We start from the raw sequence: 17,392 nt of genomic DNA, 5'->3' as shown, positions 1-17,392 counted from the left end.
ATCCCCTCAGTCTAATCGGTAGCGTGATTGAGCTAAATTGTAAAGTGGTCGCCAAACTAAATGGTTCATAACTAATACAAATACACTCATCATGGCCATTCCAAGCGCCACGCGAGGAAAATCTCCGGCATCAGTCGATTTCGCAATATAAGCGCCCAGTCCAGTTGCAGTAAGTGTAGTAGAGCCCCAACTGATTACTTCCGTTAAGATAGTCATATTCCAACCACCACCAATTGCGGTAATTGTCCCTGTGATCCAATGAGGAAAAATTCCGGGTAAAACTAAACGACGCCACCATTGCCATCCTTTGACACCAAAGTTGCTGGTTGCTTCTTTAAGATCTTCTGGTAAGGCGGCAGTACCGGCGATTATATTAAATAAAATGTACCATTGCGTGCCTAATAATAATAATGGTGTAGACCATATCTCGATATTTAAGTGATATCTTAAAATTAAAATAACTGCTACCGGAAATAATACATTAGCGGGAAATGCTGCCAAAAATTGTGCGACGGGTTGTGCCCACTCTGCAATACGACGATTTAATCCTATAAAAACCCCGATGGGAATCCAGATAATACTAGCTATTAAAATAATGGTAATGATTCTTAATGCCGTTACACAACCTAAAAATAGTACGTGAATTAACTCATGTGAAGAAATATGCGTTAAAATAAAATGCAGTAATAGCCAAAGTGATGTAGCCACCATTAGTGTAATACAGCTATACCAAATAATTTCGATGGATTTATTAGAGTCAGATTTTTTGATTATAACTTTCTTGTTTATATTTTTAGTAAAAGAAATATTGACGATGGAATCGCCTAATTTACCAAGAAAACGACCTAAATATTTTAAAATATAGGTTTGTTGTAATAGTACGGTAACCCAGGAACGAGAAACATATTCTTGACTAACTTGCTCAAAGGTAAATTTTTTTGACCAATTTAATAAAGGTCGGAAAAGGAGTTGATCATAAAGCAAAATGACAATGAGCATAGTAAGAATAGTGTAAATCACGCCCGAAATGCTGGCCTGACTAATGGCAAGTCCTAGGTAAGAGCCGACACCAGGTAGTACTATCGTTTGATTATTGACAGAAATGCTTTCCGATGCAATTAAGAAAATCCAGCTGCCTGACATAGACATCATCATATTCCATAGTAGTCCAGGCATACTAAAAGGAACGTCAAGCCGCCAAAAACGTTGCCAGGCAGATAAGTGAAACATATCAGCAGCTTCTTTCAATTCAGTAGGTACCGAGCGTAGGCTTTGATAAAAACTGAGTGTGATATTCCATACTTGTGCAGTAAAAACTGCAAAAATTGCTGCTGCTTCAGGACCTAACCGACTTCCATGAAATAAAGCGATAAATCCTACGATGGTAATAGATAACAAACCAATCACAGGTACAGACTGCAAGATGTCAATGCAAGGGATGATGATACTCGCAGCACGTTTATTTTTTGCGGCTAAAGTTCCCACAGTAAAGGTGAATAACAGAGAAAACGCCATGGCCGTAAATAAACGTAATACGGTAAACAAAGCATATTTAGGTAACTGATGAGGATCTAAGGATAAAGCTAAGGTTTGTCCGACTTGATAGGGTGCAGTCATTTGTTTGCCTGCCCAAACAAAGGCTGCAAGCATACCGAGCACTATAATAAAGGCAACTAAATCCCAGCCATTCGGAAGGATTTTAAATGAATTCCTAAAAGAAAATCTATTGTAGAATGTTGACATGGACCTACCCCCATTTAGTTTTGGGGAGGTAGATATTTGCCCCCACTAGTCTTTATTCTTCATTCTTGAATTTTTTTCTGCGTTGCCGCTCAAAAATCCAAAAAATTTGAATAAGTTAAACTAGGGGAGGCATATATTTACCCCCTGAAATTCAGCGGGAGCCTAGTTCGTTTTTTTTATTTTGTCAATATGTAATTTAATAGATTTAATTTTTACAGACTGAACGATAGATCCACCCTAAAATACTCAATGTTGATAGCACTCCAAATAGGCTAGCTAGCAAGGTAAAATGTTTAGGCATAAGACGTAATACATCGGTAGATTCTGCTAAAGTAAAAGGAATCGCTAATACCACACCCATTAAACATGCCCCAGCTACCAAACCACAGGCTAAAGTGAGGCCGCGCTGCCTTGCGATATTGTCGGCTGATTTTTGTGTTTGCATGGGGTGTCGTTTAGTCAATGTTCTTTCTACGAAATAGGAAGCGAGACCACCCAAAATTAATCCAGATGAGGTATCTAAGGGAAGGTAAATACCGATACCGACTGCCAATACCGGCAAGCTCATACCGCGTTTTTGCAATATTCGGTCAATGACAATGCAAAAAATAGCAACAACAAAACCAATGCTAATTAAATTCCAGGGTAAGTTATGTTTAAACGCGCCAGCAACTAAGCTCGCCATAAGTGTAGCTTGAGGAGCTGATAACATTTGAGTGGGATCCATATGTCGTCCGGGAGGAGAAATGCCACCAATTCCATAAGCATTAAATAGTAATTCTAATGTGGGCGCTAAAATTAAAGCAGAGACAACGACACCTAAAATTAATATAACCTGTTGTTTCCAGGGAGTTGCGCCGACAATTTGTCCTGCTTTTAGGTCCTGAATAGTATCATTAGTAATGGAGCAGCTACTGCTGACCAGCGTTCCTATAATAATTGCTAAGCCTTCCCCTTCAAGTAAATGCTTCGTATCGTGAGTAAAGCCAGGGGCCCAACTAAAAATAGCAAGTAATGTAAGAGATGCGAACAACAGTACCGAAAGAGAGACACCTGAAATTGGACTTTGGCTACTTCCTATAAGTCCGGCGAAATAGCCACATAGCGAAGAAAAAAAGAACCCAGTGATTAAAATAAAAACAATCCCGATAATTAAAGTTACTATTTGGATAGTACTCGTTAATCCCAAGGCAGGATGATTTATAAAGCTGAATAAAATATACGCTAAAGGCAATATTAAAATACCTAATAAAGCTAAAGTATAATTAATGGGTATATCCCGTTCATGCTTAGGTAAGGATCTATAACCGCTTTCCTTAATGGTTCTTAACGAGATAAAAGATGAGTGTACGCCTTTAATAATAGGTTTGATGAGTAATATCATTGTCCATAAACCACCCACTAACATAGTTCCTACGCCAATTGGACGTATACTGGATTGCCAAATGCTATTGGCTAAGTTGCTAGCAGATTGAGTAGTCGCCATTGAGAGAGGATGTAAATAACTAAAAATGGGAATTCCAATTATCCATCCGATTGCCACGCCGAGTAATGTACTTAGCGCTACGCCAATACCGACTATGTATCCAGCTGCCAATAATGCAGGTTCAAAACCAAACGTAAACCCAAAAATAAATTTATTATCTGCTTTAAACCATAATGGAAAATTATCTGCGATAATTTGGAAGCCTGATTGAAAAAGTGCCACAAAAGCACCTAAAAGTCCGCCTTGGATTATCTCTTTAAGGTTTCCTTTTCCCTCTTCTTGACTGATTTTTAAAACTTGACCTATGGCGGTACCTTCAGGAAAGCGCAATGTAGGATCGGCTAATAAAACTCGTCGTAAAGGGATAGAAAACAAGATTCCTAAAATTCCACCGGTCAGGGAAATTATTACCGTTTGCCAATAATCAAAATGTTGCCAGTAGTGGAGAATAATTAAGGCGGGGAGAATAAATGCTGTACCTGCGACCAATGCTTCGCCTGCAGAGGCTCCTGTTTGAACAATATTACTCTCAAGTATGGAAGAGTTTTTAAAAAAACGTAGGATGCCCATAGAAAGAATAGCTGCTGGTATAGATGCGGAAATGGTTAAGCCGACCTTCAAGCCTAAATAGGCGTTTGCTGCAGCCAGAATGACCGCGAGTAGAATGGCCAATATAATGGCGCGAAAACTTATTTCAGAGGGTTGTGATGACATGAAATCCGAAGTTTTTTTTAGTAATCATTTTATTTATCACATTGTGTCGTATAGGTCAAAAAATTGATGTAAGAAAAAGAGAAGTTTCTGGGAGACCATTAGAAAAAAAATTCTGGTTTATTCTGAGTATAACCAATTTAAAATCCTACGTCGGGCGGTTTCAAGACCAATAGATTTAGTTGCTGAAAAGGTTTGTATTTCAAAAGGTTTATTAAGCATTGCCAATTGCTGGGTCGTCGATTTTAAAGCATTTATAGCTTGATTTCTTGTTAGTTTATCTGCTTTAGTTAGAAGGATATATACCGGTATTTGATAATGAGAAGCCCAAGTTAGCATGGCTTGATCTCGGTCCTTAAGTGGGTGGCGGATATCCATAGTGATAACCAGCCCTTTTAAAGATTTTCTAATTTTTAGATAAGTGGCAATTGTTTTCTCCCAATCCGCTTTTTTATCATTGGGGACGTTGGCAAAGCCATAACCGGGAAGATCGACTAAACGTAGGTGTTCATCGATCTGAAAAAAATTTAATAATTGAGTACGCCCTGGAGTTTTACTCGTTTTGGCTAAGCCCTTTTTTCCAGTAATTGAGTTAATTGCTGTAGATTTTCCAGAATTGGAACGCCCAATAAATGCAATTTCTGCGCCTTGATCTACGGGCAGTTGATCTAATTGAGCTACGCTTTTTAAAAAGACAGTAAGTGGAAAGACATGGGAACTCAAAGTTATCTTCCGCTTAAATTAAAAAAAGAAAAATTCCCTGGCCTTTATATTATTTTTATGGTTTATCAAAGCCTGGCAAAACTATAAACTAAATAATAGCACTTAGCAATATCAACTGTTTTCCCCAAAGTACCCAAAAAAGTTTTCATATGTTTGATTACAAAAATGCATTTTTCTTTATATTCTTTTTTTTACTGGTGGTTTCGCCGAGTGATGCCAAAATGGTAAAAAAAACATTCAATGATATCATCGCTGGATGTGAGCTTTGTCATGGTAAGCATGGAAATTCCACAGCCAATGAAAATTGGCCAAAATTAGCGGGTCAGAACGCTAACTATTTGATGAAGCAAATGCAGGATTTTCAACCAAATGTGAAGCATGGACGTGATAATCCAATAATGAATTCATTATTGGGCGCATTGTCGGAAAAGGAAAGAAGCAAAATTGTAGACTACTATGCAAGTTTATCAGGAACTATCGACACCGCGCGGGCTAATTTACTTCCTTTGGGGCAAAGAATTTATCGTGGAGGAGATTCGAATAAAAAAATCCCAGCTTGTTTAGCTTGTCATGGCCCTGCGGGTTTAGGAAATCCACCGGCCGGATTTCCTCGTTTAAGTGGACAACATGCTCGATATATTGCTACACAATTAAGAGCATTTCGTGACGGCAAGCGCAAGAATGATAAACATCAAATGATGCCAATAATTAGCAAAAAAATGAGTGATACAGAAATTATTGCGGTATCTAATTATATTTCAGGTTTATATTCTTAGGTTCTGCTCTAAAGTACCCTTGTAGCCATCTGCAGTTTTTGCCTTGCCGATGATTACAGTCATCACTTTAGAGATAGAACCTAACATTTATTTAGCAGTATTTTCATTTTCAGGATTAATCAACAGACACATTCCGTGCGATGGCATAATTTGATTTTTTTTAGGGAAAGTATTAGGAGATATAAAAATGGGTGTACTTGCTCTTAAGCCATCAGGAAAATCTAACTCAATGTACGTAGCTCTCCAACCTTGTTTAGGAGTTGTAATGTTTATTTTGGAAGCTTTCTGACTTGCCACTATGTCAATAGGCCGATAATGAACTGCGCAGGAATATCGAAAATCTCGTGTAAGTAAATTTTCTGCGGACCACAATATAATTTTTGAAGGTTTTTCTGAATAATGAATATTTAATTCATCTGCAGTTCTATTCCAGGTAATTACCGGCAAAGCTTGATGAGAAATAATTCTTTTATAAAAAGCAGCCAGTGTGGAAGCTAATTGTGAGATTGAAGGTGAATACCCTATATAATGTCCAGAATTTGGTAAATAAAATAACAATTTCTTTTCTGATAATGCAGCGTAGTAATATTGGGAGCTGTCTGGAGGAAAGAAATCATCTCCACTGGCATTAACAATATATTTGGACATTTCTGCTAGCTTTTTTTGATAAGGCGCGATACTAAAATAAGTAAATGGATCTTCTAATTGCAATAATTTTAAATAATTCGAATAAAAAATATTATTAGGATTCGCATATTCAGGGATATGTTGAACATTATAATCGTTTAATGCTATTGGCCAATGTTGTGCATAAACTTTATAAATATGTGGAATTTGTTTTTTTAGATTTAAGACATCAACCACAATTGGAATCATGGCAATGACTCTGTGATCAAGTAATGCAGTTAACCATGTGGCCCAGCCTCGTTTTGAAGCGCCTATAACCACAAAATGATTTATGCGTATATGCTGCTGTTGTAATATATTTTGTGCTAAGGTCATGGCTTGCTGTGCAGCAATTGCCATAGGAATATGTAAAGGAAAATAAGATAATTTGGGATTGTGAATGAAACGATTCCATGTAAAGGCAATAATCTCATCTTCTTTTAATTGTTTGCCATTGATAGTTAAGTATTGATTTGGATTATCTTTAAGTACAATGACGATATTATGCTGAATTAATTGGCTGATAATTTTATCAGGAGAATTGTTGCTTATTATTTTAGGATTGTTATATCCACCCGTAATATAAAGAGCAGCCGTATTGACATTAGGATTTTCTTTGGGAACAAAAATATCTATTTCATGTTTCCAAATATTGGGTTTAACAACATCCAAAACACTGTGCTGAAAAATTTTAGGCCAAGTGATGGATGTAAAATTATATTTATATTGGGTATATTGAGTTGTTTTTTCTTCGCCTAGGTAATTTAACTGCGCAGAGAGTGTGGGTAATACCCTTGCAGCACAAAGTAGTACTTGATGGGGGTGTAGTAATAGGTAATTAGAATTTTCACATTTTTTTAAATCTAAAGGAAAGGAGTAAGTTTTTATTGCGGGATAAATGAATAAAAAAGAACAAATTAGCCAAGTTAATTTTTTTGCGTAGATATTCATAATTTTTAAGGTTGCAGATTTACTAAATTTACAGCAATTATATTTTGACAAGAGCCTATGAAGGACTGCGAGTTTAACGGACATTTATTCAAGTGTGAAGAATATATTATATTTTTTGGAAAATAAATAAGCCTGTTTGAATTGCTTGGCTGTCTTGTTGACGCCCTACCACATTTGCATAGTTTAAAAGTTTTAATTGATTTTTTTCGGCTAATTCGCGTACATAAATTTCAGTATGTTGGTAACGCCCATTAGTTTGCAAAATATAAGAAGAGATAGGTTCACCGGCTAGTTCAACGGAGAAAGCTAATAAGCCATTTGCATGTAAGCAAAGTATTATTTTTTCAAAAAACTCACTAAGATTACCAAAATATACTAATGCATCGATACACAAAATGAGGTCAAAATCCTCTGCTAATTCAGTAATGCCATTCAAAATATCTTTTTCTATTAAAATATCATAACAGGCTTTTTCTTTTGCTTTATTAAGCATATTATTTGAAATATCCATACCAGTGATTTTTTTTGTAATATCACTAAAACATTGACCGCTAAGACCAGTGCCACAGCCCAGATCAAGCAGATTATAGTTTTTATCCTTTATAAAGGGATTTAACAATTTGCGAAGTAATTCAGGTGTTTTATAGAGTAAAATATTCTGCAGATGTGTATCAAATTGAAAAGCATAGTTGTCAAATAAATTTTTAACATATTCTAGAGGTGCACTGTCAGGTATCGATTGTTGACTGAGCGCACTGACCATATAATTGGCAATAGCATGTTTATCGTTTAGATTTAAAATGATTTGATAATGAGTTAAAGCCGTAAGACGGTCTTTTAGTTTTAGATGAATGGCAGCAAGATTACAATGCGCATCTATATGCTTGTCATCAATAGTCAAAATTCTTTTTAGATCCTGTACGGCGTCATTTAATTGACCGGTCAACATTAAGCTGTGGGCACGGTTAAAAAGAGCTTCGGTGTCCAAAGGCTCTAAATTTAGATATAAAGAATAATGCCATATGGCTTCTTTCAATTGATTATTCTGTAGTAGAACGGCCGCAAGATTATTTCTTGCAGTTTTGTGCTTAGGATCGATAACGAGTGCACGTTTAAAATAATCTATGGCCAAGTTTATCTGTTCTTTTTTTAACATTAAGACAGCGAAATTATTTAATAGTTCTACTGAATTAGGATCGAGATCTAAAATTTTTTGATAATGATAGTGAACTTTTTCTAGATTCCGAACGTGCCAATAAATATTGGCGAGCTGCCAGTGCCCTTGAATAGAATTTGGATGTAAGCTTAATACATTTTTAAATTGCTTTACCGCAGCATTTTTTTCTTGTTGAGCTAAAAATACTAAACCTAAATTAAAATGTGCATCCAGATAGTCTGGTTTTAGGTCGATGGCTTGCACATAATGTTGACGAGCTAGATTTAATTGATTTTGTTTATAAAATAAACCCGCTAAATTATTATGAGCTTCAGCATAGTGTGGATTCAAGCGCAAAGCAGCTTGATAATGAGTGAGTGCAAATTCGAGTTGGTTAATATTTTTAAAGATGTTTGCTAAATGAAGATGAAAACGCGCTGATTTGGGTTGGATAGATAAAGCTTTTTGTGTCCAAGCAATCGCAGTGTCCCATTGTTGCAGTTCTGCAGCAAGCAGGCCTAAGGCATGGATAGCTTCTACATGCTCAGGTTGTAAGCTCAATATATATTCATATACATCTTTAGCATATTTTATATCGCCCGCATCGTGGGCATTTAATGCTTGCTGAAAAAAAATTTCAATAGGCGGATTTTCAATTTGAGGCTGGGGTCCAGTTTCATGGGTGCTTACCGCGAGATTGATCGGGTTTAATAGGCTTAATTCAGTGCCCAGTTCGCAAGATTTGTTGTTTTCATTCATACTTTGGCTCAATAAAAAAGAGCAGCTTTCCTTGCTTATTGGGTAAATCATCCCACGTTTTGATATCAAAACCTAGCGAAATTACGCCTGCGGTAGGCAAAATAACAGATTTTGTTGTTGGGCATAGCCTATGGGCTAAACTACTTAATGTGGGGTTGTGGCCAATTATGAAGACGTGGGGGCGGGGGCTTAGCAAAGAAATTGATTTTAAAATTGCTTCGGTATCGCCTGAGTAAAGTATTGGACTAAGGTTAATGAGTTTAGGGTTTATTTCCAGCTTTTCGCAAAGAAATTGGGCTGTTTGTAGGGTTCTTTTTGCTGGGCTGCAAATTAAATAGTCTGGTAAACAATTTTTTTCTTTTAATTGCTTTGAGATATTCTCGATTTGATGAAGACCTCTTTGAGTAAGAATACGATCTTTATCCCTTTCAAAAGCTTGTGGTGGATGCGTTTCGGCATGTCGAATGAGCGTCAAATTTTCCATATATGCAAGAGCTCTAGTTTTTATTAGCTAGCGATAGCATTCTTCAATCAATTATTATATCGACGACGGTGATAGATACCATTTTTAAAATTATCAAAAAAGTAATCTAATTCAGGGTGTTCAACCGGATCCAGTGTATCATCCTTAGTTAGATTCATTTCGGCTGCATAAGCATGATGGACGGAACCATGCACTAAAATATGATACCAAGGTTGATTTTTAGGAGGATTTCCTGGTGCGTTTTTGCTATACCAAGCATCATCTCCTTGAAAACCTGCATCTGCGTCAACAATGACGCCGCGATAACCAAACAAACTATGCTGTACAATTTCTCCGATTCCAAAACGTGCTTTTATAGGCTCCATCATAAATAAATCCTAGCTGATATTTTGATAAGTTGCTATGATGGGAACGTGATCCGATGGTTTATCCCACAGTCGTATTTCTTTATCCATTTCACAAGCAATACATTGGGGAACTAAGGCATCGCTAGTTAATATATGATCAATGCGTAAACCATGATTCCGCCGAAAAGCTCCGGCTCGATAATCCCACCATGTGTAATGACCAGATTCATTATTAAATAATCGAAAACTATCTTTTAAGCCTAAGGCCAATATATCTTTTAAAGCTTTGCGTTCCTCGGGGCTAACCAATACTTTACCCTGCCACATTTGTGGATCATGGACATCTTTATCTTCTGGGGCGATATTAAAATCCCCTAATACGATTAAATGTGGATGGTGGCTTAATTCTTGTTGTAAATAGATTTTTAGTTGCTTTAGCCATCGTAATTTATAAATAAATTTTTCAGAATCTAGATTTGAACCATTAGGCACATAAATATTCACAATACGCAAGGATCCTATATTGACAACCAATATACGTCGTTGAGTGTCATCAAAATCGGGCAAGAAAGTCACTTCATTTTGCATGGGAATGCGACTAATGAAAGCAACGCCATTATAGGTCTTTTGGCCATTATATAAGACATGGTAACCGGCTTTTTTGAATGGCTCTTCAGGAAAATGTTGATTTTCAACTTTTGTTTCTTGCACGGCAAGTAGATGCGGCTGATATGAGCTTAGCCAAGCTAAAACATGTTCTAAACGGACGCGTAGTGAATTAACATTCCAAGTCGCAATTTTAAGTAGTTTACTCATTTATAATAAAAAATTTTTATATCGGCGATAAAGTTTTCTGTGGCTATAATTTTTTTTAACTTAGTTTCTAAATCACCTTGGTCGCTAAATATAATAGGTAATTTCAAGTCAATGGTGATTTTACCATCCAAATAATGAAATGCAGCAGTTTTAATAGCCATTTCAGGGAGTAAACCATGCCAGTGCTTTTCAAGAATCTTTTGTAAGGTAGCTCGATCAGGTAAATTATAAGAGGGGTTAATTAATTCATCATCTTCGGTATCAATATGAACGGTAACATCGGTAATATCTGGAAATGATGCAATTAAGCGCTTATCGACTTCTTGGCCGATATAATGCCCTTCTGACACACTAATGGATGGATCAACTAAAACGTGAACATCGCAAAAGATGGATCCGGCAATTGAGCGCGTGCGCAATTGATGAATAGCCTTTACACCCGGGATTTCTTTTATAAATAATTTTATTTTTTCAGTTTCTTCTATGCTGAGAGCGGTATCAACTAACTCGCGAATACTATGCCAACCAAAATCACAAGCTATTTTTAGAATCATTAAGCCTACAATAATAGCTGCAACGGCATCCAATTTAGGGAAACCTAGCCAAGCTCCAATTACACCTAAAGCAACAGCTATAGAAGAAAACGAGTCACTACGATGATGCCAGGCATTGGTCATTAAGAGCCTAGATTTAATGTGGTTTGCAACGCGCTTGGTCCAAAAGTAAAGTAGCTCATTGAGTAGAACTGAACTGAGAGCAATCCATAAAACAATTTGAGAAGGCGGAATAATGACGTGGGCGGCAGCGATAGTAATAAAAGCATTAATAATAATAACAAATGCTGCAATAGCTAAAATTAATGCTAATAAAACCGTAGCAGCAGTTTCGATACGGCCATGCCCGTAAGGGTGATCTTCATCAGCTGCTTTATTGCCAAATTTTGCGGCAACAATAACAACACTATCAACAATTAAGTCCGATAAAGAATGAATTCCATCCGCTAGTAACCCATGAGAATGGCCAAGAATACCAAAGACTATTTTTAGTACGGCTAATAGAATGTTTTTTAATCCACCCCATAATGCGATAAAGCGTGTTTGTTGATAGCGAGAAGTATTCATTTAGCAGCTACCTATTTGTATCGCCATGAAAATTTCTCGACATTGAGTGTTACTTGATAATAAATAATGACCATGGATGCGACACCAAGCTGAAATATCAGAAAGGCTACCTTTATCAGTGCATACAATCTCTAAAATGTCACCTGATTTTAATGTTTTTACGCACTCTTGTACCTTAATCACAGGTAAAGGACAGAGTAGACGTCGAGCATCTAATTGATGAGTCATAATGTTCGCTTTCTGTAGATAGTCTAAAGTTATAAAAATTAGCCAGAAATATACCATTCTTTAGGGATTTGATCTGCAGTAAAAGGGTTAACCTGTACTGTCTGAATGGAACCACTTAATGAGTTAATTTCCAAAATCACCTTATCATTGGATTTAGCATCGGTAAAGCGTGCAGCGATTTGTGCGGCAAAATAGATGAATTCAGCATCAATTTTACCATCAATTAAGCTTAAAGGGCCTAAATGGCTAATGGGCTTTATCGAAGTATATTGATGCTGAAAGGTTTCCAGAAAATGATTTTCACCTTCATCCCGGCCAATAATGAGTTTAAAATCGGAATTAGGCCGAATATGTCGACCTACTTTGAGCAAGATGATATCGTCGAATTCGTAGTCTTTCTTCCCACGGTGTTTCCAAAGATCTCTAAGTTTTTGTGTGTAGTGACCATTAGTTAAAAAACAACAGCCTCCAGCCGGCTGTGCATATTCTTGAAAATCAAACTTCTTGGCTAAATCAAATTGTGGACCACGAGTACGACCCGAAAACCCATGAAGTTTTTCACGATCTACCCATCCTTCACGTTCTACCAAAGTCGGCGCCAATAATTTGGCACACAATGGCCGTAATAAGATATCGTCAGCTTTAGATTCATGTGCCACTATGGGCATATTTTTTTTAAGTTGGGATTTTGGCCGTTGGCCAATGACTTCGCCGGTAATAATAAAATCAAATTGATGTTGCTCTATCCATTGTTTGGCTTTGCTAACCATGAAAATTTTACAGTCGAGACAAGGATTGAGATGGGCACCGTAACCGTGTTTAGGGTTCAAGACTATTTGTTTATATTCTTGAATAATATCAATAATATGTAATTTAATTCCTAATTGTTCTGCAGCCCACAAAGCATTGTTACGTTTGGGTTTTGCGTGCTCAGAATTACGTATGGCATGTGTATGGCCTTCAATACAGAATCCAGTATAAAAATTAATGCCTTCAACATAAATTCCTTGTTCTTGGATTACACGCACGGCAAGCATAGAATCTAAGCCGCCAGAAATTAGAGCAACTGCTTTTTTCATAATTGGAACCATTCAAAAATTAAATTCAAAATGTATTTGTTGATTCAGCAAATTATTTCGACATTTGCTTAGATCTTTGCTAAAAGAATTTTCTGTATCGGATGGTATGGAAGGCCCTCTGATGGGACCAAATCCTGTTGGCATTATACTTGCAGGAGTTTTAGCTTTACCTGGCGTAACTTTAAAAGTAAATGGCCAATTATCTGAGGAGATTAAACTATCCTGATCTAAGCTTGAATGACAAGCCGAAAAAAATAATGAAAAAAAAAGTAATAAAAATTTACTTTTATTCATTAAAGTTTTTCTGTGAAATAGGTGAATTAAAAGATGAATAGGGCTGTCTATTATAATAATTCGCAGGGTATTGGCCGTTTCGCGGTTTTATTGAAGGCCCCTGCCTAGGGCCAAAACCAGGAGGAAGTACTGGTAGGTGTGTATTCGGATTTATTTTAAAAGGGTTGCTTTGCGGGTTATTCGAGCTATCTAATGTATTTGGAGGTAGGTAACAAGCGGATATAAATAATGCAAAGAAAAGGATTAGAAATGTATTTTTTTTCATTATATTTATAAATGTTTTTAGAATGTTAATGCGTGATCAAGATCATCAATAAGATCTTGCGCGTCTTCTATTCCTACTGATAAGCGCAGCAAACTATCAGTAATTCCAAGGCGCTCACGAGTCTCTATTGGCAAAGCTGCATGTGTCATAATCGCAGGGTGATCAACCAGACTTTCTACGCAGCCTAAGCTTTCTGCCAGTGTGAACAAATGACAAAGCTCAAGAAAGCGACGTGTTTCTTCTAAGCCACCTTTTAATACAAAACTCACAATACCTCCGAAGCTGCGTCGCATTTGTTTTTTAGCTAATTCATATTGAGGATGACTGACTAAGCCAGGATAAAAAACTTTTTCAACCTTATTATGTTGTTCTAAAAACTGAGCAATTTTTAATGCGTTTTCACAATGTCTTTGCATACGTAAAGCTAAAGTATGTAAACCTCGCAAGGCAAGAAAGCTATCAAAAGGACCTTGTATGGCTCCCATAGCATTTTGTAAATAGGTTATTTTCTCGATTAATTCAGCATTCTCACCTACAACTACAATGCCTCCGACCATATCGGAATGTCCATTTAAATATTTAGTGGCAGAATGAACAACGAGATCACAGCCTAGTGTTAAGGGTTGTTGAATCCAAGGAGTAGCAAAGGTATTGTCAAGTACAGTGATCAATTTATGTTGACGAGCAATTTTGACTGCTTGTTCTATATCAACTAATTTTAATAAGGGATTAGTTGGGGATTCCATCCATAATAATTTAGTCTCGGGTTTGATGTGTTTGCTTAAATTATTTAAATCAGTCATATCGACATATGAAAAACTTAAATCCGAGGATCGTTGCTTAATCTGATTAAATAAGCGTACGGTGCCGCCATACAAATCGTCCATGCCTATGACATGATCGCCAGGGTTTAAGAGTTCAAGTAGTGTATTAATGGCGGCCATTCCAGAGGCAAAAGCAAACCCAGCACGACCATTCTCTAAATCGGCAATACAACGTTCGTAAGCAAATCGCGTAGGATTTTGGGTTCTGGAATATTCAAAGCCTTGATGTATGCCTGGGCTTTTTTGAGCGTAAGTAGAAGTTGCGTATATAGGTGTGATTAAAGCACCCGTACTCGGATCAGGTATATGTCCTGCATGGATGCAGCGCGTAGCAAAATCCAATTTTTTCATACTATTTTTCATAAGGATGACGATGAATTATAAAATTCATCTACAGTTTTAACTAAGCGTTGACAAATTTCATCCGCTTCAGCTTCTTGTAAAATTAAAGCAGGTAGTAGGCGTATGGTGTTATTAGAAACAACATTAAAAAGTAAACGATGTTTTAATCCAATTTTTGGGATATTACGACATTCTGCATCGAGTTCAACACCGATCATAAGCCCTTGCCCTTTTATAGCGAGTACATGTGGATGTTTAGCAAAAATACTTTCTAGCTTAGCGCTTAAATAAGCCCCAATTTTTTTTACATGCGCAGACAAATTTTCTTTTTCTAAAGTATTAATAACTGTGATTGCGACAGCACAAGCTAATGTGCTACCTGCAAAAGTAGAACCATGTTTTCCAATTGGAAAAATATTATTTGCTTTGCCGCGAGAACAATAAGCTCCAATAGGAAAGCCATTGCCTAAGGTTTTAGCAATGGTCATTACATCAGGAAAAATATTATAGGATTGATAGGCGAACCAAGGTCCAGTACGACAAAGACCGGTTTGTATTTCGTCGAGTATCATAAGCCAGTCATATTGATCACAATAATTTCGAATAGCTTGTAAAAAATTAGGCGTGGCTACTTTAATCCCACCATCTCCTTGAATAGGCTCTAACATAATGGCAACTATATTTTTTTTGTGTTCTTTTATAGCATTTTCTAATGCAGCAACATCATTAAACGGAATATGAATAAAACGTTCTAGTAAAGGTTCAAAGCCAATTTGTAAACGCTCACTACCTGATAAGCTGAGAGTTGCCATGGTTCTACCATGAAAGGCATTTTTCATGGCGATAATGATGGGCTGCTCGATTCCTTTTTTACGCGCATAAAGCCGCGTAATTTTGATAGCTGCTTCGTTAGATTCCGCACCCGAATTAGAAAAAAAAACTTGATCCATGCCGGATATACGTGCTAACTCAGAAGCTAATATTTCTTGTTCAGGAATATGATAAGTATTAGAGGTGTGAATTAATTTTGCAGCTTGCTTGCAAATCGTTTCAGTAATTGCTGGATGAGCATGGCCTAAACCACATACTGCAATACCCGCTAAAGCATCTAAATATTTTTCTCCTTGGGTGTCGATAAGCCAAATCCCAGAACCTTTTTCAAAGGCAATAGGTAATCGATTTGGGTAAATAGGCATCAAAGCCGATGTTTTATTCATTTTTCTACTTTCTTGTTATTTTTCAAAATTTTCGGCAATAAAACCCCAATTCACTATTTCCCAAAATTTTTCTAAATATTTTGGGCGAGCATTGCGGTAGTCAATATAGTAAGCATGCTCCCATACATCACATGTGAATAAGCAGGATTTTCCATCACGTATCGGGGTTTCTGCATTGCCGGTAGTTACTATCTTCAATCCTTGCTCATCATCTTTTATTAACCAAGCCCATCCTGAACCAAATTGAGCGATAGCAGCTTTAACAAAAGCTTCCTTAAATTTGTCGACAGATTCAAAGTATTGCTTGATAGCCTCCTCTAAAGGTCCTTTTAATTTATTTTTTGATGCTGCTGGTGTCATACAATGCCAATAAAAGGTATGATTCCAGACTTGAGCAGCATTATTAAAAATGGGGCCTTTAGGGGCTTTTTTAATAATATTTTCCAGGGGTAAAGATTCAAACTCCGTGCCAGGGATTAATTCATTAAGTTTATCGACGTAAGCTTTATGATGCTTTCCATAATGGTATTCTAGGGTTTCCTTTGAAATAACTGGATCCAGGGCATCCAAGGCGTAAGGTAATGGGGGTAACTCATGTTTCATGGGAGTATCCTATTTTTATCGATTTGCTAAAATTGCTTGCTACAGTTTAAAATCCAGCTAATGATAAGGCAAGCATTTAAGTGCGAAGAGTATATAAAGAGGAAAATAAATGTCTATTACTGAAATGAGTGCGCTAGAAACAATCGAGCAACAAATTGCGAAATACCCGTTGATTCTCTACATGAAAGGAACTCCCGAAAAGCCCTGTTGCGGGTTTTCCGCGCGAGTAGTGCAGATACTAAAAGCATGCCGTTTAAAATTTGCACATGTCAACGTGCTTGAAGAGAGTGATATACGTCGCGATCTACCACAATATTCGAATTGGCCAACTTTTCCACAACTTTATTATAAAGGTGAATTAATGGGCGGATGCGATATAGTCGAACAGCTTTACAAAACTGGCGAGCTACAAAAAAAATTATCAGAAACTTGATTTAAATTGATTTAGCATCTATTTTCCTTTAATTGGTACGTTTTCTTTATAGGTTAAGGTAGTAAGGCGTATTTTATAATGAAACCATTGACATCAGTCATGGGGTTAGGTATAAAATGCAATAGCTATCGAATCTTTCAAAAGAAGCTATTTTCAGCACTAATAACAAAGTCTTGTACCTTCCAAATCGCTGAAATTTAAAAAAACAAATATAATGTCTGTAAAAACGGTTCTGGTAAACCGCTAAGCAAGTCTCCGTTTAGAGTTTGCGAAACTGTAAATTGTTAATTTACAGCGGTGCCAAGACCAGGGTTGTTTAATTTTCGCCGATATCGCTTGTATAAAGCAGGAATGGAAATTAAACAGCC

At 36.8% G+C, this 17,392-nt stretch carries 17 protein-coding genes; 2 read left to right on the top strand and 15 right to left on the bottom strand.

Annotated features, from left to right (window positions below):
- Positions 1-6: 6 nt before the first annotated feature.
- The 3 genes from AAHF87_RS04550 to yihA all read right to left on the bottom strand — a co-directional run bounded on the left by AAHF87_RS04550 (position 7) and on the right by yihA (position 4,663).
- Positions 7-1,743: an ABC transporter permease gene (locus AAHF87_RS04550; RefSeq protein ID WP_342147323.1), complete on the bottom strand. Its 1,737-nt coding sequence runs from the start codon at positions 1,741-1,743 to the stop codon at positions 7-9.
- A gap of 205 nt (positions 1,744-1,948) precedes the next feature.
- Entirely contained in the window at positions 1,949-3,943 is a 1,995-nt protein-coding gene (locus tag AAHF87_RS04545; protein ID WP_342147321.1) for an OPT family oligopeptide transporter, read from the bottom strand.
- A gap of 117 nt (positions 3,944-4,060) precedes the next feature.
- Positions 4,061-4,663, bottom strand: coding sequence for a ribosome biogenesis GTP-binding protein YihA/YsxC (gene yihA / locus AAHF87_RS04540; RefSeq protein ID WP_342147320.1), 603 nt, complete (start codon positions 4,661-4,663; stop codon positions 4,061-4,063).
- A 221-nt stretch (positions 4,664-4,884) separates the two neighbouring features.
- Between yihA and AAHF87_RS04535 the strand changes: the two genes are divergently transcribed.
- Positions 4,885-5,439 carry a c-type cytochrome gene (locus tag AAHF87_RS04535; protein ID WP_342147318.1) on the top strand — a complete coding sequence of 185 codons (555 nt, stop codon included), beginning with the start codon at positions 4,885-4,887 and terminating at the stop codon, positions 5,437-5,439.
- 87 nt (positions 5,440-5,526) lie between these two features.
- On the opposite strand, the gene AAHF87_RS04530 is transcribed toward AAHF87_RS04535, so the two are convergent.
- The 12 genes from AAHF87_RS04530 to AAHF87_RS04475 form a co-directional block, all read right to left on the bottom strand.
- Entirely contained in the window at positions 5,527-7,056 is a 1,530-nt protein-coding gene (locus AAHF87_RS04530; protein ID WP_342147317.1) for a PhoPQ-activated protein PqaA family protein, read from the bottom strand.
- Positions 7,057-7,162: 106 nt separating this feature from the next.
- Positions 7,163-8,971, bottom strand: a complete 1,809-nt coding sequence (locus AAHF87_RS04525; protein WP_342147315.1) for a tetratricopeptide repeat protein — start codon at positions 8,969-8,971, stop codon at positions 7,163-7,165.
- Positions 8,964-9,455: a SixA phosphatase family protein gene (locus tag AAHF87_RS04520; RefSeq protein ID WP_342147314.1), complete on the bottom strand. Its 492-nt coding sequence runs from the start codon at positions 9,453-9,455 to the stop codon at positions 8,964-8,966. Before AAHF87_RS04520 ends, AAHF87_RS04525 begins: the two co-directional genes overlap by 8 nt.
- Positions 9,456-9,502: 47 nt before the next feature.
- Positions 9,503-9,823 (bottom strand): heat shock protein HspQ, encoded by a 321-nt coding sequence (hspQ, locus tag AAHF87_RS04515; RefSeq protein ID WP_342147312.1) that lies wholly within the window; start codon positions 9,821-9,823, stop codon positions 9,503-9,505.
- Between the two features lie 9 nt (positions 9,824-9,832).
- Positions 9,833-10,618: an exodeoxyribonuclease III gene (gene xth / locus AAHF87_RS04510; protein WP_342147311.1), complete on the bottom strand. Its 786-nt coding sequence runs from the start codon at positions 10,616-10,618 to the stop codon at positions 9,833-9,835.
- Positions 10,615-11,739, bottom strand: coding sequence for a cation diffusion facilitator family transporter (locus AAHF87_RS04505; protein WP_342147310.1), 1,125 nt, complete (start codon positions 11,737-11,739; stop codon positions 10,615-10,617). The genes xth and AAHF87_RS04505 overlap by 4 nt, the downstream gene beginning before the upstream one ends.
- Positions 11,740-11,967: a sulfurtransferase TusA family protein gene (locus tag AAHF87_RS04500; protein ID WP_342147309.1), complete on the bottom strand. Its 228-nt coding sequence runs from the start codon at positions 11,965-11,967 to the stop codon at positions 11,740-11,742.
- A gap of 38 nt (positions 11,968-12,005) precedes the next feature.
- The gene (locus AAHF87_RS04495) at positions 12,006-13,046 is read right to left on the bottom strand and encodes a tRNA (5-methylaminomethyl-2-thiouridylate)-methyltransferase (RefSeq protein ID WP_342147307.1); all 1,041 of its coding nucleotides are present in this window, start codon (positions 13,044-13,046) and stop codon (positions 12,006-12,008) included.
- A gap of 12 nt (positions 13,047-13,058) precedes the next feature.
- A complete protein-coding gene (locus tag AAHF87_RS04490) occupies positions 13,059-13,340 on the bottom strand; it encodes a hypothetical protein (protein WP_342147305.1) in 282 nt (93 codons plus the stop codon).
- Between the two features lie 282 nt (positions 13,341-13,622).
- A complete protein-coding gene (locus AAHF87_RS04485) occupies positions 13,623-14,780 on the bottom strand; it encodes a PLP-dependent aspartate aminotransferase family protein (protein WP_342147303.1) in 1,158 nt (385 codons plus the stop codon).
- Between the two features lie 8 nt (positions 14,781-14,788).
- Complete coding sequence (locus AAHF87_RS04480; protein ID WP_342147301.1) at positions 14,789-15,988, bottom strand: aspartate aminotransferase family protein; 1,200 nt, start codon at positions 15,986-15,988, stop codon at positions 14,789-14,791.
- A gap of 15 nt (positions 15,989-16,003) precedes the next feature.
- Positions 16,004-16,591: a superoxide dismutase gene (locus AAHF87_RS04475; protein WP_342147299.1), complete on the bottom strand. Its 588-nt coding sequence runs from the start codon at positions 16,589-16,591 to the stop codon at positions 16,004-16,006.
- Between the two features lie 124 nt (positions 16,592-16,715).
- Here AAHF87_RS04475 and grxD point away from each other — a divergent pair, with 124 nt between their 5' ends.
- On the top strand, positions 16,716-17,024 hold the full coding sequence (gene grxD / locus AAHF87_RS04470) for a Grx4 family monothiol glutaredoxin (protein WP_342147874.1): 309 nt from the start codon (positions 16,716-16,718) through the stop codon (positions 17,022-17,024).
- The last annotated feature ends 368 nt before the right edge of the window (positions 17,025-17,392 follow it).

It is taken from the genome of Rickettsiella endosymbiont of Aleochara curtula, from assembly GCF_964030935.1.
Classification (GTDB): Bacteria; Pseudomonadota; Gammaproteobacteria; order Diplorickettsiales; family Diplorickettsiaceae; genus Aquirickettsiella.
This window is presented reverse-complemented; position numbering and strand designations above follow the sequence as displayed.